This is a genomic window from Halorubrum sp. 48-1-W, from assembly GCF_003287355.1.
In the GTDB taxonomy this organism is placed as follows: Archaea; Halobacteriota; Halobacteria; order Halobacteriales; family Haloferacaceae; genus Halorubrum.
On record NZ_QMIM01000018.1, the window covers coordinates 49,309 to 68,246 of the forward strand.

Genomic DNA, 18,938 nt, shown 5'->3' on the forward strand with positions numbered 1-18,938 from the left:
CTTACTCGGCCAGCCCGAACACGTCTCGCGGGTTCTCGTACACGACGGTGCGGATGTCGTCGACGTCGACCCCGTAGCGGTACAGCTCGAACATCGCCCGCTTCACGGCGTAGGGGTCGGTCCGGAGCACGTTCGCGCAGTCGGTGTCGATCGTGATCCGGTTGGGACCGTACTCGTCGATGGCGTTCGCCACGTCGACGGCGTCGACGCCGATCAGCCACGAGTGGCCGATCGTGAAGCTCAGGTAGCAGTCCGTCTCCTCCATCAGGTACGCGGTGTTGTTCGTGTCCGCGTGGGAGGCCACGACGCGGTCCTCGTCGAGGCCGGCGTCTCGTACAGCCTCGATGTCGCGTTTCACCGCCTCCAGTGCCGGATTATCGCCCTCGAGGACGGGATCCGCGCCGAGTCCCGCGTTCTTCTCGTAGCCCGGCGTGACGCCGAGCCCGTCGCGGTACGACCGTTTCGGCTCGCCGGACGTGTTCGGCGTGTGGAGGAGGACCGGGAGGCCGTGGTCGGCGGCGATCTCCATCTGTGCTTGGACGACGGCCTGCTGTTCGTCGACGTCCCACCGTTCGACGTGCTGGCTCGGCGTCACGCCGGTCTCGCCGACGGCGACGACCTCCTCGAGCGCGCAGTAGTCGTCCATCGTTGCGAGCAGGTCGTCGGGCGCTTCGATCCGGACGCCGGTGTGGATCCCGAGCCCCAGTTTCGCCTCGAAGAAGTGGTTCCGCTCGATCGCGGTCCGGCGGTTGATCGCGTCGTCCCACAGGAAGCGGACGTCGCTCGCCTCCACCGGCTTGTACGGAGTCCAGTGGTACCCGGAGGCGACCATCATCATCGACCGACAGCCGGAGAGCGCGTAGCGTTCGCGGTCGCTCCACGAGAGCGTGTGCGCGTGGTTGTGGGGATCGATCCAGGGGAGGTTGAGGAGTTCCGTCGGGAGGTCGAGGTCGGATCCGCGATCGAGGTCGGATCCGCGATCGAGGTCGGATCCGCGATCGAGGTCAGCGAGACGGTCTGCGTCCGTGGGTCGTGCGGTGGGGTAGCGTCGGCTCATGCGTAGATCCCGTCGTCTACCGGGTTGTGTCCCCCCGTACTTAGCGTTTTACAGATTGGTAAAACTTTATTATACGGCCGAGTCACACACGGATATGCCACTGTTGATCGGGACGGACTCCGGTCTGTACCGAGCCGTCGACGTACCCTTCGACCGCGACGACCTCGAGTTCGTCCTCGACTGCGGGGTCGTGACGGCCGTGACGTCGTGGGGCCACACCGACGGCGTGTTCGTCGCCTCCTCGACGGGCGCGTACCGCTCCCTCGATGGGGGCGAGACGTGGACCGACCTCGAGGTCCCGCTGGGGGACCGCTTCTGGCACGCCGGCACCAGCGAGGTGTGGTCGATCCTCGCGACCGCCGATGGGACCCTGTACGTCGGGACCAACGACCCCTACGTCTTCCGCTCGGTCGACGACGGCGAGACGTGGGTCGAAGCGAAGGGGTTCCGCGATCTCCCCTCCCGGGGTCACTGGGAGTCGCCGATCGACCCGCACTACGCCCGGTTGCGCGCGCTCGAGACGGTCCCCGGGCGTCCCGACCACCTGATCGCCGGGGTCGAGGCCGGCGGGATCCACGTCAGCCCCGACGGCGGACGGACGTGGACGGACCACCGCGACGCCATCGTCGACGACGTCCACCAGGTCCTCCCGGTCTCCGAGGACGTCTGGCTGGTGACGACCGGCTACCTCGATCACGACCTCGAGAACCTCGGGCTCGGCCACGCAGTGGGCGAGGGCGGGCTCTGGCGGACGACCGACGCCGGCGAGTCGTTCGATCGGATCGACGTCGGCAACGACTTCTCGTACATCCGGCGCGTGTTCGTCCACGATGGCCGGGTGTTCTTCTGTGGCGGCGAGGAGGCGCCCCCCGCGTGGGTGAACGACGACCACGAGGTGGCGCTCTTCGAGTCGACGAACTTCGGCCGCGACTTCGAGCGGGTCCCGTTCCCGGGGGAGCCACACGAGATAGTCGAGACGTGGGCGGTCCACGACGGCGACGTGATCTGCGGCTCCGGCCTCTTCGACGTCCCCGACCAACGCGACGACGTCGAGGGACGGGTCATGCGTCGCGCTACCGACGGAACCTACGAGACGGTCGGCCGCGTCGCCGCGAACGTCAGCCGGATCGAGGTGGTCTGAATGGCCGGGGACGCCCCCGGGGAGTCGGACCCCGCCCGCGACCCGCCCTCGCTTCTGGGTCGGTCGCTGTACGGGGGTGTACTCGCGTACATGGCGGTCGACGGGTTCCGGAACAACGACAAGCGTGTCGCGGTCGCCGAGGAGAAGGGCGTCCCGATGCCGGACGTCTTCGTTCCGTTCGTCACCGGGATGTTGCTCGTCGCCAACGTCGGGCTCGTCCTCTGGCGACTCCCGCGTACAGCGGCGGGTGCGATCGCCCTCTTTTTCGTCGGGACGACCCCGGTCATCCACGACTTCTGGAACATGGAGGGGAACGAGCGTCAAGGCAACGAGATCAACTTCCTGAAGAACCTCGCGCTGCTCGGTGCCGCGTTCGTCTTCCTCGACGCCGCGAGCGACGAGGACAGCGAAACGGAGTGAGGCCCGTTCGACGTCGACACCGGAGCGAAGCTCGATCGACGTCGCCGCGTCCGGTCGCCCGCGTCTGACGCAGTTGTTAAGTGAGAGGGGTGTGGACAGTACCGTAATTCCCTGGACGGGCGTCGGGCGCTCGGGCCTACGGCATCGGATCACACACCACGTTCGGGAGAGAACACAGGATCGAAGGTCAGAATGGGACTGTTAACGAGCCTCAAAGACAGCATATCGCGGGTCACGGACGGGCTGTTCGCGGCCGACGAGCCCAAGCGTATCGGGATCTACGGGCCGCCGAACGCCGGGAAAACGACCCTCGCGAACCGTATCGCACGCGACTGGACCGGCGACGCCGTCGGGCCCGAGAGCCACATTCCCCACGAAACCAGGCGGGCCCGGCGGAAGGAGAACGTCGAGATCGAGCGGAACGGCCGGAAGGTCACGATCGACATCGTCGACACGCCGGGCGTGACGACGAAGGTCGACTACAAGGAGTTCCTCGACCACGACATGGACAAGGAGGACGCGGTCCGTCGGTCCCGCGAAGCCACCGAGGGCGTCGCGGAGGCGATGCACTGGCTCCGCGAGGACGTCGACGGCGTCATCTACGTGCTCGATTCCACGACCGACCCGTTCACGCAGGTGAACACGATGCTCATCGGGATCATCGAATCACAGGACCTCCCGGCGCTCATCCTCGCGAACAAGACCGACCTCGCCGACTCGGACGTCCAGCAGATCGCCAACGCGTTCCCCCAACACGAGACGATCCCGCTGTCGGCGTTGGAGGGTGAGAACATGGACGAAGTGTACACGAAGATCGCGGAGTACTTCGGATAATGCCGGGCGCTACCCCAGACGTCGACGAGGGCGACGACCCCAACGACGGCGTCCGAATCGACATGATAAGCGGGGCCCGGATGGAGGGACTCACGGGCATGGAGAAGATCCGGCTCATCCTCGACGGGGTCCGCGACGGCAACATCGTCATCTTAGAGGAGGGGCTCTCGCCGGACGAGGAGTCCAAACTCATCGAGGTGACGATGACCGAGATCAGCCCGGACGACTTCACCGGGATCGAGATCGAGACGTATCCCAAACCGGCGTCGGGCAACCAGAGCTTCCTGGACAAGCTGATGGGCCGTGAATCGACCCAGAAGCTCACCGTCATCGGCCCGGCCAACCGGATCGAGACGCTCCACAAGGACGAGAACCTCATCAGCACCCTCGTCTCCAGAAAATAATGCCCCACCAGTGTATCGAGTGCGGTCGGACGTTCCCCGACGGCTCGAAGGAGATGCTCTCCGGCTGTCCCGACTGTGGAGGTAACAAGTTCCAGTTCAAACCCCGGGGGACGGCGGAACCGGAGCCGGACGCCGAACCCTCCGCCGATCCCGCTCAACCCGCTTCGTCCGCCGGTTCCGAGCCGACGGCCGGCTCCGAACCGCCCCCCGATTTCGACTCGAGATCGGGACCCGAGACCTCGTCGCCCGGCCCGGCCGAGTCGCCCGATCCGACCGGCGGTTCGGATCCGGCCGATCGAGGCCCCGAAGCAGCGGAGTCGTCGGACGCGGCGGAGCCGGACACGACTGACCCCGTCGACGGCGACGCCGAACGAATCGACGACGGGGAGTCGGAGGACTCCGCACAGGCGAGCGCCCGATCCGACGTCGTCAGTCCCGACGAACTCGACCGCGCGGCTCGGGAGGCCGGTACCTCGGAGACCGGCACCTCGGAGGCCGCGTCGGAGTCGACGGAACCGCCGGCGTCACAGCCGGGCGTCGACGAGCTCCGGGACGAGCTCAACGAACAGTTCGAGAGCATCCGGATCGTGAGCCCGGGGCAGTACGAACTCAACCTGATGGAGCTGTACGACCGCCAGGAGTACATCATCTCGCTTCAGGAGGACGGCCGATACGTCATCGAGATGCCGGACGCCTGGGGCGTCACGGACGAATAGAGCGAGGCGGTCGTCGTCCCGGACGGATGACCGGGTCCGCCGTCATCCGTGTTTCGACCCTCCGGCCTCTCCATTCGCTTTCGTTGCCGTCGAAAAGACGTATTCGAGATCGATCTCGTCAGTTACCCACGAGTAAAGTCGTGGCCTTCTGCCCTCGCAATTAATGTGAAACAGCCGATCGATAGCGGTTTGATATTGAGCGAAGTTAGCTGATCACGTAGAACAACTAATAGGAAATCATTTATATTATATGGCTATTGTTCTGAATTACACCACCCATGACAGAATTGTGCGAAGGGTGCGAAGACCATCTATATGCGGCGTTACGAAGCGACGATCTCGCCGAAAAGAACTATCATATCCGGCAGGTCTTCCAGGCCACGACTACGGATGTGCCTGACGATCTCGACATCGAGTTGAGATCACTCGACTCCGATTGAGGACGCCGTGTAGGGGTGTTTGTACCGTCTCGATACGAGATGTCTTCCCTGTACTGACCGGATCCGATTCGAAACGTCTCCCGAGAGAGGACCGGCCGTCGTCGATCGACGACGTGGGGGCACGCCTCGTCGAAGTGGACACAGTTATCCGGTCCCCTCCGTTACGGGGTCGCATGTTTAGTGACACCCACGCGGTTCCGTGGCCCCGACCGGGGGACGTCGCGGGCGCTCCGCGCGTTCGACGACGATCGTCGGCAGACGACGAGACCGAAGGTACCGACCGTCTCGGAGGACACGTATGCGCGTAGTCGCGAAGTTCGGCGGGACGAGCCTCGGGAGCGGCGACCGGATCGACCGCGCCGCCGACTCGGTCGCCAACGCGGTGGAGGCCGGCCACGAGATCGCGGTCGTCGCGAGCGCGATGGGGTCGACCACCGACGACCTCCTCGACGACATCACCTTCGAGACGAACGACGCGGACCGCGCGGAGATCGTCTCGATGGGCGAACGGACCAGCGTCAGAATGCTGAAGGCCGCCCTCTCGGTCCGCGGCATCGAGGCGGTCTTCCTCGAACCCGGCCACCCCGACTGGCCGGTCATCACGAACGAGCTCGGCGAGGTCGACGTCGAGGAGACGCGCCGGCGCGCGGAAGTGCTCGCAGCCCGGCTCGACGGCGTCGTCCCGATACTCACCGGCTTCCTCGCGGAGGACCACGACGGAAACGTCACCACGCTCGGCCGCGGCGGATCGGACACGACGGCGGTCATGCTCGGCAACTACATGGACGCCGACGAGGTCGTCATCGTCACCGACGTCGAGGGCGTGATGACCGGCGACCCGCGGGTCGTCGAGGGCGCGCGAAACGTCGGCCGGATCACCGTCGACGAGCTGCGGAACCTCTCGTTCCGCGGGGCCGAGGTCGTCGCCCCGTCCGCGCTGTCGTACAAGAGCGAGGAGCTCGCGGTCCGCGTCGTCCACTACCAGCACGGCGACCTCCTCAGGGGCGGGACGCGGATCGAGGGGCAGTTCGAGAACCTCATCGACATGCGCGAGACGCCGCTCGCGTGTCTCACGGTCGCTGGGCGCGCGATCCGGAACCGTCCCGGGATCCTCGCGGACCTCTCCGACGGCCTCCAGCGCGAGGAGATCAACATCGACGCGGTCGCCTCCGGAATGGACTCGGTCACCTTCTACGTCGACGTCGACGTGGCCGAGCGCGCGGAGGCGGTGTTGCACGAGACGGTCGTCGCCGACGAGACGCTCTCGTCCGTGACCGTCGACGACCCGATCGCGGTCATCCGCGTGACCGGCGGCGAGTTGCCCAACCAACCGGGCGTCATTCAGGAGATCATCGGGCCGCTGTCCGAGGAGGCCATAAACATCATCGACCTGATCACGAGCGCGACGTCCGTCGCGGTGTTCGTCGACTGGGACGACCGCGAGGCGGCGCTGAAGATCGTCCAGTCCTGTTTCGACTGAGCTGGGGGAATCGACCGTTTCGCGACCGTCCGTCGGATCGACCCGGTCACCCGTCGAGGTGCTCGACGACCGCGTCGACGTCGTTGGGGACGGGTTCGGGGTCGCCGCCGGCCTCGTAGGCTGCGTCGGGGTCCTTCAGCATGTGGCCGGTCGTGAGACAGACCACCCTCTCGTCGTCATCGACGACGCCCTCGCGGCGGAGCTTCTTCAGCCCGGCGAGACTCGCCGCGGAGGCGGGTTCGACCCCGACGCCCTCCCCTGCGAGGTGCCGCTGTGCGGCGGTGATCTCCACGTCGCTGACGGCGACGGCGGTGCCACCCGTGTTGCGGATCCCGGGGAGCGCCTTCGGCGCGTTGACCGGGTTGCCGATGCGGATCGCGGTCGCGATCGTCTCGACCTCCTCCCATCGCCGGATCTCGTCTCTGCCCTCCTCTACCGCCTCGACCATCGGGGCGGCTCCCTCCGCCTGGACGCCCGTCAGCTTCGGCACGTCCTCGACGGAGAGCGCGCCGGACTGGACCAGTTCGCGGAACCCCTTGTACAGGGCCGAAGTGTTGCCCGCGTTGCCGACGGGGAGGACGATCCGGTCGGGGAACGTCCCGTAGTCGGCGTGGAACTCCTCCAAGATCTCGAAGCCGATCGTCTTCTGGCCCTCCAGGCGGAACGGGTTGAGCGAGTTGAGGAGATACACCTTGCCGCGGGCGGCGAGTTCCTGAACGATGTCGAGACAGGCGTCGAAGTTCCCGTCGACTTCGAGGATCCGCGCGCCGTGAAGGCTCGCCTGCGCGACCTTGCCGGCAGCGACCTTCCCCTGCGGGAGGAGCACGAGCGTCGGCATGTCGGCGCGGCCCCCGTAGGCTGCGAGCGCGGCCGACGTGTTGCCGGTGGACGCGCAGGCGAGCGCGCCGACGCCGAGTTCCCGTGCGACCCGGACGCCGACGGTCATCCCGCGGTCCTTGAACGAGCCGGTAGGGTTCATCCCCTCGTGTTTGATCCGGAGCGCGTCGACGCCGACCGCCTCTTCGATGCGGGGAACGCGGTGGAGCGGGGTGCCGCCCTCGGGGAGCGTCACGCCGAGGTCGAAGGGGAGTCCCTCCCGGTAGCGCCACACTCCGCGGTCGGGGCCGTCGGAGTCCGCGCCCGCGCCGAACTCCTCGAACGTCGGCGGGTCGGCGTAGCGGACCTCGAGTAAGCCGTCACACTCGTCACAGGTGTACCGGACGTCTTCGAACGGGGCGAACGTCTCCCCACAGGCGATACAGGCGAGCCAGGTCCCGTCGTCCGCACAGTCGGGCGCGTCGGGGGTCGCGGCGTCGATAGCGAGGCTCATTGACTCACCGTCGGTCCCGCCGTGGCTTAAACCGGCCGATAGACCCCCGCGATCAGTCGACGATGATCTCCGAGTCGGAGCCGTCCGTCGGCTCCGCCCCGCCGCCCATCTCCGTCTGGTAGCGTTCGATCCACTCGGCGAAACACTCGGGGCAGAGCCGCTGGGTGTCGATGTTCGCCCGGTCGACGCTGAGTCGAACCGTCCGGGCGAGCGCGTCCGTCGTCGGCTCCCCGCAGGCGTCACAGGGGTCGGTCGTCGTCGCGTCGCTCATACGGATCGCTCGCGGCGCGCTCCCTTAAAAACCCGTCACGGCGGGGACCGCTCGCGTCGCGTCGACTCACGTCGTCCGGCCACTCGCTAGCCGACTCACGTCGTCCGGAAGGCGCGGTCGCCGGCGTCGCCGAGCCCGGGAACGATGAAGCCGTCGTCGTCGAGGTGGTCGTCGATGGCGACCGTCAGCAGGTCCGCCTCGGGGAACGTCTCGCCGACCCGGAGCAGTCCGTCGGGCGCGGAGACCGCGGAGAGCACGAAGAGGTCCTCGAAGCCGTCGGCCTCCGCGAGGACGTGCTCGAGGACGGCACACATCGTCGATCCGGTCGCGAGCATCGGGTCGGCGACGATCACCGTGTCGGCCGGCCGGATATCGGGCAGCTTCACGTAGTCGATCGTGATCGGGAACTCGCCGTCCTCGTTCATGCCGGCCTCCTCGTCGCGTCCGGCGGAGATGACCCCCTGTTTCGCCCGCGGGAACGCCTTCAACAGCCCCTCGACGAACGGGGTCGCCGCCCGGAGCACGTTGAGTATCACCACGTCGTCGAGCCCCTTCACGCGCTCGCCCGTGGTCTCCGCGAGCGGCGTCCGGACGGGCACGTACTCCGTCCCCATCGCCCCGTCGATGACCTCGTAGCCGCAGATCCGGCCGAGTTTCACCAGCCCCTTCCGGAAGGCGACCTGCTCGGTCTCGACGTCCCGGAGCCGCGAGAGGGTGTCCTTCGCCAGCGCGTGGGTGATGAGGTACGCGTTGTCGCGGTCCTCGATGGTCATTACCCGGTGGATCGTGGCGTTCGTTCTAAAGCGTTGTCACACACGCGGGAGACGCGTCACCGGAGGACGACGACGTACGTCACCGGAGGACGACGACGTACGTCAGCGCGAAGATCGCGAGCGCGACACCCGCGACCGTGGTCAGTCCGTACTCCATCACGCCGAGGAGATCGAGCCCCCAGACGACCGTCCAGCCCAGCCACAGCGACAGGAGGGCGTTCATCGCGAGCACCACCCGCGGGTCGCCGCCCGACTCGTCGAGGCCGTCGGAGAGTCCCTTGCGCTCCTCGCCCATGCGTACCTCCGCGGGAGTCCGGCACTTAGCTCTTTGTTCGTAGCGGATCAAGGACGGGTATGGCCCGCTTCCCGCGGAACCGACGAGACGAGCCGGTGGATCCGGTGCCGTTCCTCGTGAGCGTCGGCCTCGCGTTCATGCTCGCGTTCTCGATCGGCCCGATCTACGGGCTCGCCTACGGGTTCCCGCTGTCGACGTCGCTTTCGGCGTCGACGGTCGCGTTCGCCGGCCTCGCGGCTGTTGCGTACGCGCAACTCGTCAGGAGCGCACCCGCCGTCGACGCCGGCCCGCTCCCGGTCGGACCGCGCTTCGAGCGCCTGCTGTACGCCGCGCTCGGGTTCGCCGTGGTCCTCACAGCACTGACGGTTCCGTTGCTTTAAGACGATCGCGGTCCGTCGGCGACTCGGTCGCCGTGGCGACCGGCTGTGTGCGACGTTCACACACCACCCACACGATGAGGGGGATCGAGACCCGACCGCCGGGCATGGGGATCTTCGACACGGTCACGGAGGCGTTCGCGTCCTCGGCACAGCGCGCGCCCGGTGAGGGCAGCGAGGGCGACTCCGCGGGAGCGTACTGGTGTGACGACTGTGCGACGCGGGTCCGCGACGTCGACGTCGACGACGAGGGGCTCGACCGCGACGCGGACGGGACCCCGCTCTGTCCCGACTGCGGGGAGACGATGCGGTTCGAGCGCGCGAGCAGTACCGGCTGTGCCTGTTGAGGGGACACCGGAGGGGAACGACCGGGCCGCCCTTCGGTTCCGCGCGGGCGGCTACGGCTCCCGGAGGACGACCTCGTCGTCCGCCTCGTTCGGGAACGGATCCGGGCCGTCGAGAGCCTCGCCCGCCTCGATCCGGTCCCACTCCTCGTCGGTGACGAGCGCGTCGTCGAGGCGGTCGACGAGGCCCGCCTCGTCGACGTCGGTCCCGATGACGACGTACGCCGTCTCGCGGTCGCCGTGTTCGTCGTGCCAGTCGAGTTCCGGGCGGTTCGACCGGAGCATCTCGCGTTCGACCTTCGGCCTGCTCGCGATCCACGGGCCGGGCGCGGTCACCCGGATCGACGGCCCCGCCTGAGCCACCCGCTGTCGGAGTTCGTTTCCGGCGACCCACAGCGTCCCCTTCGAGCGGACGACCCCCTCGGGGAGGTCCCGCAGTGCTGCCGCGATCCGCGCCGGGTGGAACGGGCGACGCCGACGGTACGTGAACGAGGTGACACCGTACACCTCGTCGGGGTGGCGGTGGGCGTGGCCGTCCGGGTCGTCCCCGTCGCGGTGTTCGTCGTGGGCGTCCCCGTCGGCGCGGGAACCGTCGTGTGCCCCGCTCCCGTGACCGACGTCGTCGAGCGCGCGCTTCCACCCGGGGAGCCCGGCGATCTCGCCCTCGTCGAACAGGCCGACGCCGAGCAGTCGGCCGGGGTCGACCGCGGAGAACTCGGCGCGTATCGTCTCGGCGTCGGGCTGGAGCGCGGCCACGAGCTCCTCTGCGCGGTCGAGCTCCGCGTCGGTACACAGGTCCGCCTTGTTGAGGACGACGACGTTCGAGACCTCGACCTGCTCGACGAGGAGGTCCGAAAGCGGGCGGCCCTCCGTGTCGGTGCCGCGGCGCTCGGGCTCGTCGACCCCGGAGAAGGAGTCGAGGAACAGTCGAGTGTCGAGCACCGTCACGAGCGCGTCCACGCGGTAGCGCGCGGCCGCCCGTGACTCGGTCGTGAACAGCCGGGCGACCGGGGCGGGCTCGGAGATCCCCGAGGACTCGACGACGAGGTGGTCGAAGGAGCGCTCGTTTGCGAGCCGCACCACGGCGGTCTCGAGGTCGTCCTGGAGCTCACAGCAGATACAGCCGTTCGACAGCTCCGTGACCCCCTCGTCGACGTCGAGTTCGGACCCCTCCGCGATCAGCTCCGCGTCGACGTTCACGTCGCCCATGTCGTTGACGAGCACCGCGATCTCGCGGCCGCCGGCGTTCGCCAGCAGGTGGTTCATCAGCGTCGTCTTTCCAGCCCCGAGGCTTCCCGACAGCACGGTCACCGGGATCCGGTCGCTCATGGGGATGAGTCGATGCCGGGCACCCTTCAACTCCCCGGCAGCGGGGGTCCGTGGGCGATCCGGGCGAGGCCACCGAAAGCCGATACGTTGATACACCGCCCCCACCGAACACCTGACATGAACAGTCTCGTTCCCATCACAGGGATCGCCGCGATCGTCGCGACGGTATTGATGGTGATCGCCATGTTGTATCTCGTCTGGCTCTCGACGGGCGACGGGACCCACGGCCCCAACCTGGACCCCGACCGCCCGGAGTTCGGCGACGGGGACGACGAGGAGAGCCAGCCCGAGGTCACCGACGGCACGTCGGCCTGAGACGACGCTTCCTTCCCGTTTCGTTCCCGCTCCGGTTCCCTTCCAACGTTCCGATTCCACCCGTCCGCGACAGGTTTACGGCGGTCGCCACGCCATGAACGACGATGACAGTCGCAGACCGGATCGCGGCGTTCCGTGCCGCCCTCGAGGAGTGGCTCCGCGGTCTCTACCACGGGATGATCACCCATCCGGCCTACGAGAAGATCGAAAAGGAGGCCGAGGACGCCGAGGACGCGTTCATGCTGGCGTGTTTCCCCGACGCGTTCGGGATCCCCTCGCCCGTCTCCTACTACACCGCCGAGCTGTTGCCGTACCTCGAAGACGAGTTCGAGGCGTGGGAGCGCCGGCTGTGGGACCGTGAGAGCCTGATCGAACGCAAGGGCCAGCAGTACCACTTCTGATGGAACGGTTCGTGTTCTTCGGCGGGAAGGGCGGCGTCGGCAAGACCACCGTCTCGTGCGCGTACGGCTACAAGTGCGCGAACGCCGGACTGCGGACGCTCGTCGTCTCGACGGACCCCGCCCACTCGGTGTCGGACGTCTTCGACCAGGGGTTCGACGACGACCCGGCCCCGGTCGAGGGGGTCGACGGGCTCGACGCGATGGAGATCGACCCCGACGACGAGGTCCAGCGACACCTCTCGGAGATCCGCGAGGGACTCTCAGAGCAGGTGTCCGCGGCGATGGTCAACGAGATCAACCGCCAGCTGGAGATGTCCCACGGGACGCCCGGCGCGTACGAGGCCGCGCTCTTCGACGCGTTCGTCACCGTGATGCGCGAGGAGAGCGAGCCGTACGACCGGGTCGTCTTCGACACGGCCCCGACGGGGTCGACGCTGCGCCTGCTCGGACTTCCCGAGTTCCTCGGCGACTGGATCGACCGGCTGATGTACAAACGCCGCCAATCGATCGACCTCTTCGAGAAGGCCGCGATCGGCGACAGGGAGGCCAGACGGATGATGGAGGGGGACCCGGTGTTGGCCCGACTCCAGAGGCGAAAGGAGTTCTTCGAGTACGCGGGCGAGGCGCTCCGGGAGGACGCCGCCTTCTTCCTCGTGTTGAACCCCGACCAGCTGTCGGTCAACGAGACCGGCCGGGCGATCGAGGCGTTCGCCGAGCGCGACCTGGTGGTCCGCGGGCTCGTCGCGAACAAGCTCACGCCCGAACCGGACGACGACGAGGACGGCCGCGGGGCGCGCTACCTCCGCGAGCGCGTCGCGACCGAGCGAGAGCGGATCGAGCAGGTCGAGAAGGGGTTCGACCCCCCGCTGCTCGCGGCGATCGAGTCCCGGACCCGCGAGGTCCGCGGCGACCTGCTGGCCGACGTCGCCGCCGAACTCGACGTGGACCCGGCGGCACCCGAGCGCGCGCGAGATTGATACTGAGCCTATATCTGAAGAAATAATATATGAACATTTGAAAACAATCCACGACACCCTCCGGTATCCCGGTTTCGCGGCCGTCGTCCCCGCAACTATCACGGATGATGGTAATACTTAACACGTCGTTCGAAAATCCGTAGCACGAGGCAGGGAACCTATGACAAGTGTAATCTGGATCGTCGTTGCCGTGTTGGCCACGTTCACCGCCGGGTACATGGGGTACTCGCGGTACCTCTCGCGGTTCGTCGACCTCGACGACGACCGCGAGACGCCGGCACACAAATACGAGGACGGACAGGAGTACGTACCGGCGAAGAAGCCGGTGCTACTGGGGCATCACTTCTCGAGCATCGCGGGCGGCGCGCCGATCGTCGGCCCGATCACGGCGGGAGCCATCTGGGGATGGGTCCCCGCCCTCCTGTGGGTCGCCATCGGCAACCCGCTGATGGGCGCGGTCCACGACTTCATCTCGCTTTCGGGGTCGATCCGCCACGAGGGGCGGTCGATCGGGTACATCGTGGGCCAGTACGTCGGCGAGAAGGGGAAGGACCTCCTGTTGTGGTTCGCGTTCCTCACGATCATCCTCGTCGTCGCGGTGTTCGCGCTCGTCGTGGGGATCGTGTTCAACGCGTTCCCGCAGGTGACGACCGCGAGCTTCGTGTACGTCGCGCTCGCGCTCGGCTTCGGCGTGTACCTCTACCAGCTCAACGGCCCGTTCATCCCGGGGACGATCCTGTTCGTCGCCGGCGTCTTCGCCGGCGTCTGGCTCGGCATCCAGTACCCGTTCGCGCTGTTCGCCGGGGACTACCCGGCGGGGACGTTCGTGCTGTTCAGCAGCACCGGTTCGTGGGTCCCGGGTGCGGGGGCGCTCGGCGGCAACACCGCCGCGTGGGTCCCGGTGATCATGGTGTACGGGGGGATCGCGAGCGCGCTCCCGGTATGGGTGTTGCTCCAGCCGCGTGACTACCTCTCGTCGTTCCTGTTGTACACCGGCGTGGGCGGCGGGATCCTCGCGATCATCGTCGGCACGGTGTTCGCGACCTCGAGCCAGCCGCTCGTCGTCGACTCGTCGATCGGCGCGTTCGAGGGCTTCTGGGGCGTCGACGCCGCGGGGCTGTACCCGCTCTTCCCGCTCCTTTTCATCACCATCGCCTGCGGGACGATAAGCGGGTTCCACTCGCTCGTCTCCTCGGGGACGACCTCGAAACAGCTCAACAAGGAGAGCGACGCCCGCCTCATCGGCTACGGCGGGATGCTCGGCGAGGGGCTGTTGGCGGCGCTCGCGCTGTCGACGCTGGCGGTCGCCGGCTTCGTGGCCGACGCGGCCGCCGGCGGGATCGGCGGCGCGCTCCCCAACTTCGCGTCGGGCGGCGGGATCATCCTCACGAGCCTCGGGATCCCCGAAACGATCGGGGCGGTGTTCATGGCGCTGGTCCTGGTGAGCTTCCTGCTCACCTCGACCGACACGGCCGTCCGACTGGGCCGCTACATGATGGAGGAGATCGTCGGCATGAACGGCGGGATGACCGTCAGCGGCATCTCCGGTGACATCGGCTCGATCGCCCGCGGGCGCTACACGAACCCCGTGATCCAGATCGGGCTCGCGTACGCGCTCGTGATCTCCGGCGAGTGGGCAACTCTCTGGCCGCTCTTCGGCGGGGCGAACCAGCTTCTCGCCGCGCTGGCGCTGCTGACGGCGACCATCTGGATCGCGAACTGGGACGACTCCAAACAGCTCGTCACCACCGGCGTGCCGATGGCGGTCATGGTGACGATCACGGTGCTCGGGCTGCTCTGGTTGGCGCTCTACCAGAACCTCTACACCAACCTGCTTCAGGGCGGTGCCGACACGCTCAGCGCACAGATCTCCGCGAGCGCGCAGATGATCCTCGCGCTCGTGTTGATCTGGCTCGCGCTGTCGCTCGTCCGGATAGGTTACGGGAACCTGAAGTCGGTGCGGGGCGGGAGCCAACCCGCCGCCGAGCCGGGCGACGACTGACGGCGGTCTCGATCGGCTCGGTCCTCGCCCGCGGATCCCTCCCTCCTGCGTCCGGCGTACAGCTGTCAGCGACCGCCGATCAGCGCCAGAACCGCTTCGCGAACCGCGAGAGGAACCCTTCCTTCGGCTTCTCGACCGGTTCCCAGAGCCGGAAGGCACCGGTAGTGCCGGCCGCCTCGCTGTCGACGATCGCCTCCCGCTCGGGGGCGACGACGATCAGGTTCACCTCGTAGTGGCCGTAGTAGCCGAGCTTCAACAGGGTCCGGTCGCGGAAGCCGTCGACGAAGTCGGCGACGTCCCCCGGTATCCGGTCGCCCACGAGCACGAACGTGACATCGGTACCGTAGTGCTGTTCGTCGCCCTCCACGCGCTCGTCGGCGATCCGGTGACCGAGGTCGACGAGCCGCTCCAACTCGGCCACGGTCGGGGTCGGGACGCGCCGGGCGAACACGTACTCCATCACGTCGTGGTCCGCGTAGCTCAACGCGGGGTGGAGGAACTGCTTCTGGTTGCGCATCCGCATCTCCGCGTACAGCTCGAACCGCTCGCCGTGGACGGCGTAGTCGGCGTCCAGGTCGTAGCTGTACATCAGCCGGTCGGAGACCCGGTCGAGGTACTCGTCGTCGTAGTCGGGGACGCCCTCGCGGATCTCCGCCGGGAGCTCCTCGGGGTCGTGTCGCGAACCGGTTCCCGGCTCCGCGTTCTCACTCATGGTCGGCACTGGGGCCGGTCGAGTCGCCGTCGGCCGCGTCGGGATCGTACGCGACCGCGTCGCCGTCGACCGGCGGCGCGCCGATCGCGAGGAGTTCGACCGCGGAGTCGGCGTCCGCGGGGTTGTGTGCCCGCTGGGGGCTCCCGGGGTCGACCGCGAAGAGTCCGCCGGCGTCGATCTCGTAGGTCCGTTCGGGGGTCTCGACCGCGAGCGTCCCCGACAGGACGTAGAACGCCTCCTCCTGTGTCTCGTGGCGATGGTACGCGAGCGGGACCTGTTCGCCCGGCTCGGCGCGGAAGCGGTTCAGCGCCATCTCCTCGAGCCCCGCCGGCCCCGTCAGCTTCCGGCACTCGCTGGGGCGGTCCGGCTCCGGCTCGACGGAGTCCGTATCGACGACGCGGTATCCCATGCGTGATGATTCCACACGCAATATAAAAGCGCGTCGGGGAACCGACGCGAGGAAAGCGGGAAGACGCGGGCGGGAACGCGACCGAAGAGTGCTCCGAGCGGTCGTGTGTTCGACGCGCACCGTCGACACCGTTTAGTGGACTCACACCCACGATCGTGACAGATACCACCATGAGCGAGGGAGAAAAACGGACCGAGGCGTGCGGACGGTGTTCGATGTCGACCGTCGTCGACGCGGTGAGCGACGGCGAGGGGGACGCCGACCGGGACCCGTTCGCCGGCGAGCGGATCGAGGTCGACGAGTCCGCGATCCGGCGGGTGTCGCCGGCGGGGTTCCTCGGCGACCTCAAGGCGAGGATCGACGACGCCGCGCGTCGGATCGCGTACGGGAGGTAGGCCTCAGGCACGGTTAGACGGGGAGACTTATACTCGTCCGACACGTTCCCCCGTACACCAATGGAAGAGAGCATCTCCGGGTTCAAGGAACGCGGGGACTGGGGCGACGTCGTCGAACACGGCGAGCGGATCACGCTCGCGCTCCGGGAGGCCGGCGTGGACGGCGACGCGTTCCACGAGTTCGACGACTGGCGGCCGAAGAGCCACGAACGGATCGACGAGGACGTCTCCGAGAAGACCGCGAAGCAGGCGTCGGTGAGCGAGGGTAACGGCGAGAAGGCGGGCAAGACGCCGGGGGACGACCTCCAGACGGCCGGCGAGAAGCTCACCGAGTCCTACGAGAAGGTCGAGGAGGACGACACGGAGGGCGCGGTGGAGCGCTGGGGCGAGTCGATAAACCACGTCGCCCGCGCCGCCGACTCGGCGAGCAGGAAGGCGATCCGAAAGGTCGAGGACACGGTGTATCGGAAGGTGATGACCCAGATGGCGCCGTACTACTTCGACAACGAACTCATCAGCGCCAACGTCACCGAGGTCGCCCGGGGCGACGACGGCGAGACCTTCGAGTTCGAGGTGAACGTCAACGACGACGAGTTGAAATCGGAGGTGAGAGACATCCTCGCCGAGTACGAGTCGGAGATCGACCGCTGGCACGTCGAGACGGAAAAACGCACCGAGGACGTCGCGGCCGCGGAAGGGGTCGAACCGCCCGAGGAGGAGGGCGGCCCCGAATCGACGATGACCTGACACGGGGACTTTTGTTCCGACCGCTCGAATCGACCCGCATGGCGTCCCCACTCCGACTCGAGCCCGGCGAACGCTCGGCCGACGACATCATCGACGCCCTACGGGAAGGGCGGCGCGTCTTCCTCGACGTCCAGATGGGGGGGAGCGCACACGAGGTCGTGCTCCGGTACGACGGCGAGACGTACCACTGTGACACCCCAACCAGCCTCCACAGACACAGCGACGAGGCCGAAATGCGCGCCTGCCTCGACCGTATGGGCTACGCCGCAGAAAACTGAGCTTTAATCCCGTCGCGGACGACTCCCCCCTATGGCCGAAGCAGAGATCGAGGACCTTGTCGGAGACGTCTCCCCGTCGTTCGAACACGTGCTCTCGTGTGTCTTCGGCATCCGAGACCACGAGAGCCGGACGTACCTGACGCTCATCGAGTACCGGGGCAGCACCGTCGCCGAGCTGGCCGACGTGCTCGACCGCGACCGATCGAACGTGAACCGGTCGCTGTCGACCCTGCGGGAGAAGGGGCTCGTCGAGCGCCGCCGCCGGCTACTCGACTCGGGCGGGTACGTCTACCAGTACAGCGCGATCCCCGTCCCCGAGGCGAAACGGCTCCTCCACGACGCGCTCGACGAGTGGGTCGCGGGCGTCCACGAGGCGATAGACGCGTTCGATCCGGACGAGGCGTAGGGGGCACAGCCGCCCCGGTCACGCGTCCCCGTCCGTCGCCGACTCAGCCGTGCCCGTCGCCGATCGCGATCCGCCCGTCCGGCCGAGGGCTCACTCGCCGTTGTCGAACGCGAGCGAGACGCCCTCGCCGTCGACGGTCGCGCCTGCGGCACACACAGGGTGCTCGAAGTCGGCTGCGAGGACCTCGCTCGCGGCGGCGCCGGCGTCGACTGCCTCGAGGGTGTACGGCCCGGGCGTGTCACGCTCGTAGGTCGCCACGAGGGTCGGCTCGTGGACGGCCTCCACGAGGAGGGCGTCACGGCGGACGACACCGATCGTCGCGACCGCCGCGCCGACCACGCCGGCGATCCGCGGGGTGTCGTAGTCGTCCTTCTCGAAGTCCAGCGCGAGGAGCGGCGTCGCGAGCGCGTCGCGGGCGGGGTAGCCAAGCTCGAGCTTCTCGGCGATCGGGTCGACGTGCGAGCCGTTGCCGAGGACCGCGAGGGGTTCGCCCGTCGGCGTCTCCACGCGACGTGCGCAGTTGTAGGAGACGTACGGGTTGTCCGTCTCGGGCGCGTCGGGCGTGGGCCCGACGGTCAGCGTACCGCCCCGATCGACCACTCGCCGATCCGGGAACGACCGGGAGGAGACGCGATACGCGCCGATACCGGGACCGACGACCACGAACCGTCCGATGTACATACACGGGCGTGGGTATCAGTCGGGTAAAGAACGTCGATCGATCCACGTCCGAGGACAGGGCCGTCCCTCCGAGGCGGAGTTGCCTGGGAGACGCGAACGAGGGCCCAACCGCGTCGTATGCGAGCATGTAGCAGGGAGAACGCGACGCGCAACGCTTACAAACACGCGTGGAGTATCGAGGATGCGCACAGTCCATTGGGGTAGTGGCCAATCCTGAAGCCTTCTGGGGGCTTCGACCCTGGTTCGAATCCAGGATGGACTATCCGTTTTCCGGGACCTCACCCTCCGCGACGCCCCCGTTCCGCCGTAACCGACACTACCGTTTCTCGTGCGTCTACTGGAACGAAATCAGACTCACGTGTAGCGGTTTCCAGCTGAAGAAAGGGGGTTCCCCGTGGCGCGAC

The 18,938-nt window shown here is 67.6% G+C and carries 25 protein-coding genes and 1 tRNA gene; 17 read left to right on the plus strand and 9 right to left on the minus strand.

Annotation, left to right across the window (positions count from 1 at the left end):
* Position 1: 1 nt before the first annotated feature.
* Positions 2 to 1,057, minus strand: a complete 1,056-nt coding sequence (locus DQW50_RS09435) for a TatD family hydrolase (protein WP_112079032.1) — start codon at positions 1,055 to 1,057, stop codon at positions 2 to 4.
* Between the two features lie 94 nt (positions 1,058 to 1,151).
* On the opposite strand from DQW50_RS09435, the gene DQW50_RS09440 reads away from it, so the two are divergent.
* The 6 genes from DQW50_RS09440 (at position 1,152) to DQW50_RS09465 (ending at position 6,492) form a co-directional block, all read left to right on the plus strand.
* A complete protein-coding gene (locus DQW50_RS09440) occupies positions 1,152 to 2,198 on the plus strand; it encodes a sialidase family protein (protein ID WP_112079033.1) in 1,047 nt (348 codons plus the stop codon).
* Positions 2,199 to 2,618: a DoxX family protein gene (locus DQW50_RS09445; RefSeq protein ID WP_112079034.1), complete on the plus strand. Its 420-nt coding sequence runs from the start codon at positions 2,199 to 2,201 to the stop codon at positions 2,616 to 2,618.
* A 192-nt stretch (positions 2,619 to 2,810) separates the two neighbouring features.
* Positions 2,811 to 3,452 (plus strand): Era-like GTP-binding protein, encoded by a 642-nt coding sequence (locus tag DQW50_RS09450; protein ID WP_112079035.1) that lies wholly within the window; start codon positions 2,811 to 2,813, stop codon positions 3,450 to 3,452.
* Positions 3,452 to 3,856 carry a DUF2073 domain-containing protein gene (locus DQW50_RS09455; protein WP_112079036.1) on the plus strand — a complete coding sequence of 135 codons (405 nt, stop codon included), beginning with the start codon at positions 3,452 to 3,454 and terminating at the stop codon, positions 3,854 to 3,856. The genes DQW50_RS09450 and DQW50_RS09455 overlap by 1 nt, the downstream gene beginning before the upstream one ends.
* Positions 3,856 to 4,572 (plus strand): Zn-ribbon domain-containing protein, encoded by a 717-nt coding sequence (locus tag DQW50_RS09460; protein WP_112079037.1) that lies wholly within the window; start codon positions 3,856 to 3,858, stop codon positions 4,570 to 4,572. Before DQW50_RS09455 ends, DQW50_RS09460 begins: the two co-directional genes overlap by 1 nt.
* Positions 4,573 to 5,310: 738 nt before the next feature.
* Positions 5,311 to 6,492 (plus strand): aspartate kinase, encoded by a 1,182-nt coding sequence (locus DQW50_RS09465; protein WP_112079038.1) that lies wholly within the window; start codon positions 5,311 to 5,313, stop codon positions 6,490 to 6,492.
* Positions 6,493 to 6,538: 46 nt separating this feature from the next.
* Here DQW50_RS09465 and thrC read toward each other — a convergent pair whose 3' ends face one another.
* From thrC to DQW50_RS09485, 4 genes are all read right to left on the minus strand, one after another.
* Positions 6,539 to 7,822 carry a threonine synthase gene (gene thrC, locus DQW50_RS09470; RefSeq protein ID WP_112079039.1) on the minus strand — a complete coding sequence of 428 codons (1,284 nt, stop codon included), beginning with the start codon at positions 7,820 to 7,822 and terminating at the stop codon, positions 6,539 to 6,541.
* Positions 7,823 to 7,874: 52 nt separating this feature from the next.
* Positions 7,875 to 8,093, minus strand: a complete 219-nt coding sequence (locus DQW50_RS09475) for a hypothetical protein (RefSeq protein ID WP_112079040.1) — start codon at positions 8,091 to 8,093, stop codon at positions 7,875 to 7,877.
* Between the two features lie 95 nt (positions 8,094 to 8,188).
* Complete coding sequence (gene upp / locus DQW50_RS09480) at positions 8,189 to 8,866, minus strand: uracil phosphoribosyltransferase (protein WP_112079041.1); 678 nt, start codon at positions 8,864 to 8,866, stop codon at positions 8,189 to 8,191.
* Between the two features lie 79 nt (positions 8,867 to 8,945).
* On the minus strand, positions 8,946 to 9,161 hold the full coding sequence (locus tag DQW50_RS09485) for a hypothetical protein (RefSeq protein WP_112079042.1): 216 nt from the start codon (positions 9,159 to 9,161) through the stop codon (positions 8,946 to 8,948).
* 59 nt (positions 9,162 to 9,220) lie between these two features.
* On the opposite strand from DQW50_RS09485, the gene DQW50_RS09490 reads away from it, so the two are divergent.
* Both DQW50_RS09490 and DQW50_RS09495 read left to right on the plus strand, forming a co-directional pair.
* Complete coding sequence (locus DQW50_RS09490; RefSeq protein ID WP_112079043.1) at positions 9,221 to 9,541, plus strand: hypothetical protein; 321 nt, start codon at positions 9,221 to 9,223, stop codon at positions 9,539 to 9,541.
* A gap of 104 nt (positions 9,542 to 9,645) precedes the next feature.
* On the plus strand, positions 9,646 to 9,885 hold the full coding sequence (locus tag DQW50_RS09495) for a hypothetical protein (RefSeq protein WP_112079044.1): 240 nt from the start codon (positions 9,646 to 9,648) through the stop codon (positions 9,883 to 9,885).
* Positions 9,886 to 9,936: 51 nt separating this feature from the next.
* Here the strand turns inward: DQW50_RS09495 and DQW50_RS09500 are convergent, their stop codons facing one another.
* On the minus strand, positions 9,937 to 11,211 hold the full coding sequence (locus DQW50_RS09500) for a GTP-binding protein (RefSeq protein ID WP_112079045.1): 1,275 nt from the start codon (positions 11,209 to 11,211) through the stop codon (positions 9,937 to 9,939).
* A gap of 117 nt (positions 11,212 to 11,328) precedes the next feature.
* Here DQW50_RS09500 and DQW50_RS09505 point away from each other — a divergent pair, with 117 nt between their 5' ends.
* The 4 genes from DQW50_RS09505 (at position 11,329) to DQW50_RS09520 (ending at position 14,906) form a co-directional block, all read left to right on the plus strand.
* Positions 11,329 to 11,526 (plus strand): hypothetical protein, encoded by a 198-nt coding sequence (locus DQW50_RS09505; RefSeq protein ID WP_112079046.1) that lies wholly within the window; start codon positions 11,329 to 11,331, stop codon positions 11,524 to 11,526.
* A gap of 104 nt (positions 11,527 to 11,630) precedes the next feature.
* On the plus strand, positions 11,631 to 11,927 hold the full coding sequence (locus DQW50_RS09510; RefSeq protein WP_094534864.1) for a hypothetical protein: 297 nt from the start codon (positions 11,631 to 11,633) through the stop codon (positions 11,925 to 11,927).
* The gene (locus DQW50_RS09515; protein ID WP_112079047.1) at positions 11,927 to 12,904 is read left to right on the plus strand and encodes a TRC40/GET3/ArsA family transport-energizing ATPase; all 978 of its coding nucleotides are present in this window, start codon (positions 11,927 to 11,929) and stop codon (positions 12,902 to 12,904) included. The genes DQW50_RS09510 and DQW50_RS09515 overlap by 1 nt, the downstream gene beginning before the upstream one ends.
* A 160-nt stretch (positions 12,905 to 13,064) precedes the next feature.
* The gene (locus tag DQW50_RS09520; protein WP_112079048.1) at positions 13,065 to 14,906 is read left to right on the plus strand and encodes a carbon starvation protein A; all 1,842 of its coding nucleotides are present in this window, start codon (positions 13,065 to 13,067) and stop codon (positions 14,904 to 14,906) included.
* A gap of 79 nt (positions 14,907 to 14,985) precedes the next feature.
* Here DQW50_RS09520 and DQW50_RS09525 read toward each other — a convergent pair whose 3' ends face one another.
* Together DQW50_RS09525 and DQW50_RS09530 are read right to left on the minus strand one after the other, a co-directional pair.
* Positions 14,986 to 15,618, minus strand: coding sequence for a hypothetical protein (locus DQW50_RS09525; RefSeq protein ID WP_112079049.1), 633 nt, complete (start codon positions 15,616 to 15,618; stop codon positions 14,986 to 14,988).
* The gene (locus tag DQW50_RS09530; protein ID WP_112079050.1) at positions 15,611 to 16,027 is read right to left on the minus strand and encodes a cupin domain-containing protein; all 417 of its coding nucleotides are present in this window, start codon (positions 16,025 to 16,027) and stop codon (positions 15,611 to 15,613) included. The genes DQW50_RS09525 and DQW50_RS09530 overlap by 8 nt, the downstream gene beginning before the upstream one ends.
* Positions 16,028 to 16,197: 170 nt before the next feature.
* Here DQW50_RS09530 and DQW50_RS09535 point away from each other — a divergent pair, with 170 nt between their 5' ends.
* From DQW50_RS09535 to DQW50_RS09550, 4 genes are read left to right on the plus strand one after another with little or no spacing between them, the layout of a single operon-like run.
* A complete protein-coding gene (locus DQW50_RS09535) occupies positions 16,198 to 16,422 on the plus strand; it encodes a hypothetical protein (protein WP_112079051.1) in 225 nt (74 codons plus the stop codon).
* Between the two features lie 60 nt (positions 16,423 to 16,482).
* A complete protein-coding gene (locus tag DQW50_RS09540; protein WP_112079052.1) occupies positions 16,483 to 17,169 on the plus strand; it encodes a DUF5828 family protein in 687 nt (228 codons plus the stop codon).
* Between the two features lie 38 nt (positions 17,170 to 17,207).
* A complete protein-coding gene (locus DQW50_RS09545; protein ID WP_112079053.1) occupies positions 17,208 to 17,447 on the plus strand; it encodes a hypothetical protein in 240 nt (79 codons plus the stop codon).
* A 31-nt stretch (positions 17,448 to 17,478) separates the two neighbouring features.
* Entirely contained in the window at positions 17,479 to 17,853 is a 375-nt protein-coding gene (locus tag DQW50_RS09550; protein WP_112079054.1) for a helix-turn-helix domain-containing protein, read from the plus strand.
* A gap of 90 nt (positions 17,854 to 17,943) precedes the next feature.
* Here DQW50_RS09550 and DQW50_RS09555 read toward each other — a convergent pair whose 3' ends face one another.
* Positions 17,944 to 18,534, minus strand: a complete 591-nt coding sequence (locus DQW50_RS09555) for an IMP cyclohydrolase (protein ID WP_112079055.1) — start codon at positions 18,532 to 18,534, stop codon at positions 17,944 to 17,946.
* A gap of 189 nt (positions 18,535 to 18,723) precedes the next feature.
* Between DQW50_RS09555 and DQW50_RS09560 the strand changes: the two genes are divergently transcribed.
* Positions 18,724 to 18,796: transfer RNA gene (locus DQW50_RS09560), tRNA-Gln, on the plus strand.
* Positions 18,797 to 18,938 lie beyond the last annotated feature (142 nt).

What these genes read in the sequence shown, in the direction of transcription:
- DQW50_RS09530 (WP_112079050.1), bottom strand. Translation starts at nt 16,027, where the DNA reads ATGGGATACCGCGTCGTCGATACGGACTCCGTCGAGCCGGAGCCGGAC.
- DQW50_RS09475 (WP_112079040.1), bottom strand. Translation starts at nt 8,093, where the DNA reads ATGAGCGACGCGACGACGACCGACCCCTGTGACGCCTGCGGGGAGCCG.
- DQW50_RS09555 (WP_112079055.1), bottom strand. Translation starts at nt 18,534, where the DNA reads ATGTACATCGGACGGTTCGTGGTCGTCGGTCCCGGTATCGGCGCGTAT.
- DQW50_RS09525 (WP_112079049.1), bottom strand. Translation starts at nt 15,618, where the DNA reads ATGAGTGAGAACGCGGAGCCGGGAACCGGTTCGCGACACGACCCCGAG.
- DQW50_RS09535 (WP_112079051.1), top strand. Translation starts at nt 16,198, where the DNA reads ATGAGCGAGGGAGAAAAACGGACCGAGGCGTGCGGACGGTGTTCGATG.
- DQW50_RS09450 (WP_112079035.1), top strand. Translation starts at nt 2,811, where the DNA reads ATGGGACTGTTAACGAGCCTCAAAGACAGCATATCGCGGGTCACGGAC.
- DQW50_RS09520 (WP_112079048.1), top strand. Translation starts at nt 13,065, where the DNA reads ATGACAAGTGTAATCTGGATCGTCGTTGCCGTGTTGGCCACGTTCACC.
- DQW50_RS09515 (WP_112079047.1), top strand. Translation starts at nt 11,927, where the DNA reads ATGGAACGGTTCGTGTTCTTCGGCGGGAAGGGCGGCGTCGGCAAGACC.
- DQW50_RS09440 (WP_112079033.1), top strand. Translation starts at nt 1,152, where the DNA reads ATGCCACTGTTGATCGGGACGGACTCCGGTCTGTACCGAGCCGTCGAC.
- DQW50_RS09455 (WP_112079036.1), top strand. Translation starts at nt 3,452, where the DNA reads ATGCCGGGCGCTACCCCAGACGTCGACGAGGGCGACGACCCCAACGAC.
- DQW50_RS09550 (WP_112079054.1), top strand. Translation starts at nt 17,479, where the DNA reads ATGGCCGAAGCAGAGATCGAGGACCTTGTCGGAGACGTCTCCCCGTCG.
- upp (WP_112079041.1), bottom strand. Translation starts at nt 8,866, where the DNA reads ATGACCATCGAGGACCGCGACAACGCGTACCTCATCACCCACGCGCTG.
- DQW50_RS09510 (WP_094534864.1), top strand. Translation starts at nt 11,631, where the DNA reads ATGACAGTCGCAGACCGGATCGCGGCGTTCCGTGCCGCCCTCGAGGAG.
- DQW50_RS09485 (WP_112079042.1), bottom strand. Translation starts at nt 9,161, where the DNA reads ATGGGCGAGGAGCGCAAGGGACTCTCCGACGGCCTCGACGAGTCGGGC.
- DQW50_RS09500 (WP_112079045.1), bottom strand. Translation starts at nt 11,211, where the DNA reads ATGAGCGACCGGATCCCGGTGACCGTGCTGTCGGGAAGCCTCGGGGCT.
- DQW50_RS09445 (WP_112079034.1), top strand. Translation starts at nt 2,199, where the DNA reads ATGGCCGGGGACGCCCCCGGGGAGTCGGACCCCGCCCGCGACCCGCCC.
- DQW50_RS09505 (WP_112079046.1), top strand. Translation starts at nt 11,329, where the DNA reads ATGAACAGTCTCGTTCCCATCACAGGGATCGCCGCGATCGTCGCGACG.
- DQW50_RS09465 (WP_112079038.1), top strand. Translation starts at nt 5,311, where the DNA reads ATGCGCGTAGTCGCGAAGTTCGGCGGGACGAGCCTCGGGAGCGGCGAC.
- DQW50_RS09435 (WP_112079032.1), bottom strand. Translation starts at nt 1,057, where the DNA reads ATGAGCCGACGCTACCCCACCGCACGACCCACGGACGCAGACCGTCTC.
- thrC (WP_112079039.1), bottom strand. Translation starts at nt 7,822, where the DNA reads ATGAGCCTCGCTATCGACGCCGCGACCCCCGACGCGCCCGACTGTGCG.
- DQW50_RS09545 (WP_112079053.1), top strand. Translation starts at nt 17,208, where the DNA reads ATGGCGTCCCCACTCCGACTCGAGCCCGGCGAACGCTCGGCCGACGAC.
- DQW50_RS09495 (WP_112079044.1), top strand. Translation starts at nt 9,646, where the DNA reads ATGGGGATCTTCGACACGGTCACGGAGGCGTTCGCGTCCTCGGCACAG.
- DQW50_RS09540 (WP_112079052.1), top strand. Translation starts at nt 16,483, where the DNA reads ATGGAAGAGAGCATCTCCGGGTTCAAGGAACGCGGGGACTGGGGCGAC.
- DQW50_RS09460 (WP_112079037.1), top strand. Translation starts at nt 3,856, where the DNA reads ATGCCCCACCAGTGTATCGAGTGCGGTCGGACGTTCCCCGACGGCTCG.
- DQW50_RS09490 (WP_112079043.1), top strand. Translation starts at nt 9,221, where the DNA reads ATGGCCCGCTTCCCGCGGAACCGACGAGACGAGCCGGTGGATCCGGTG.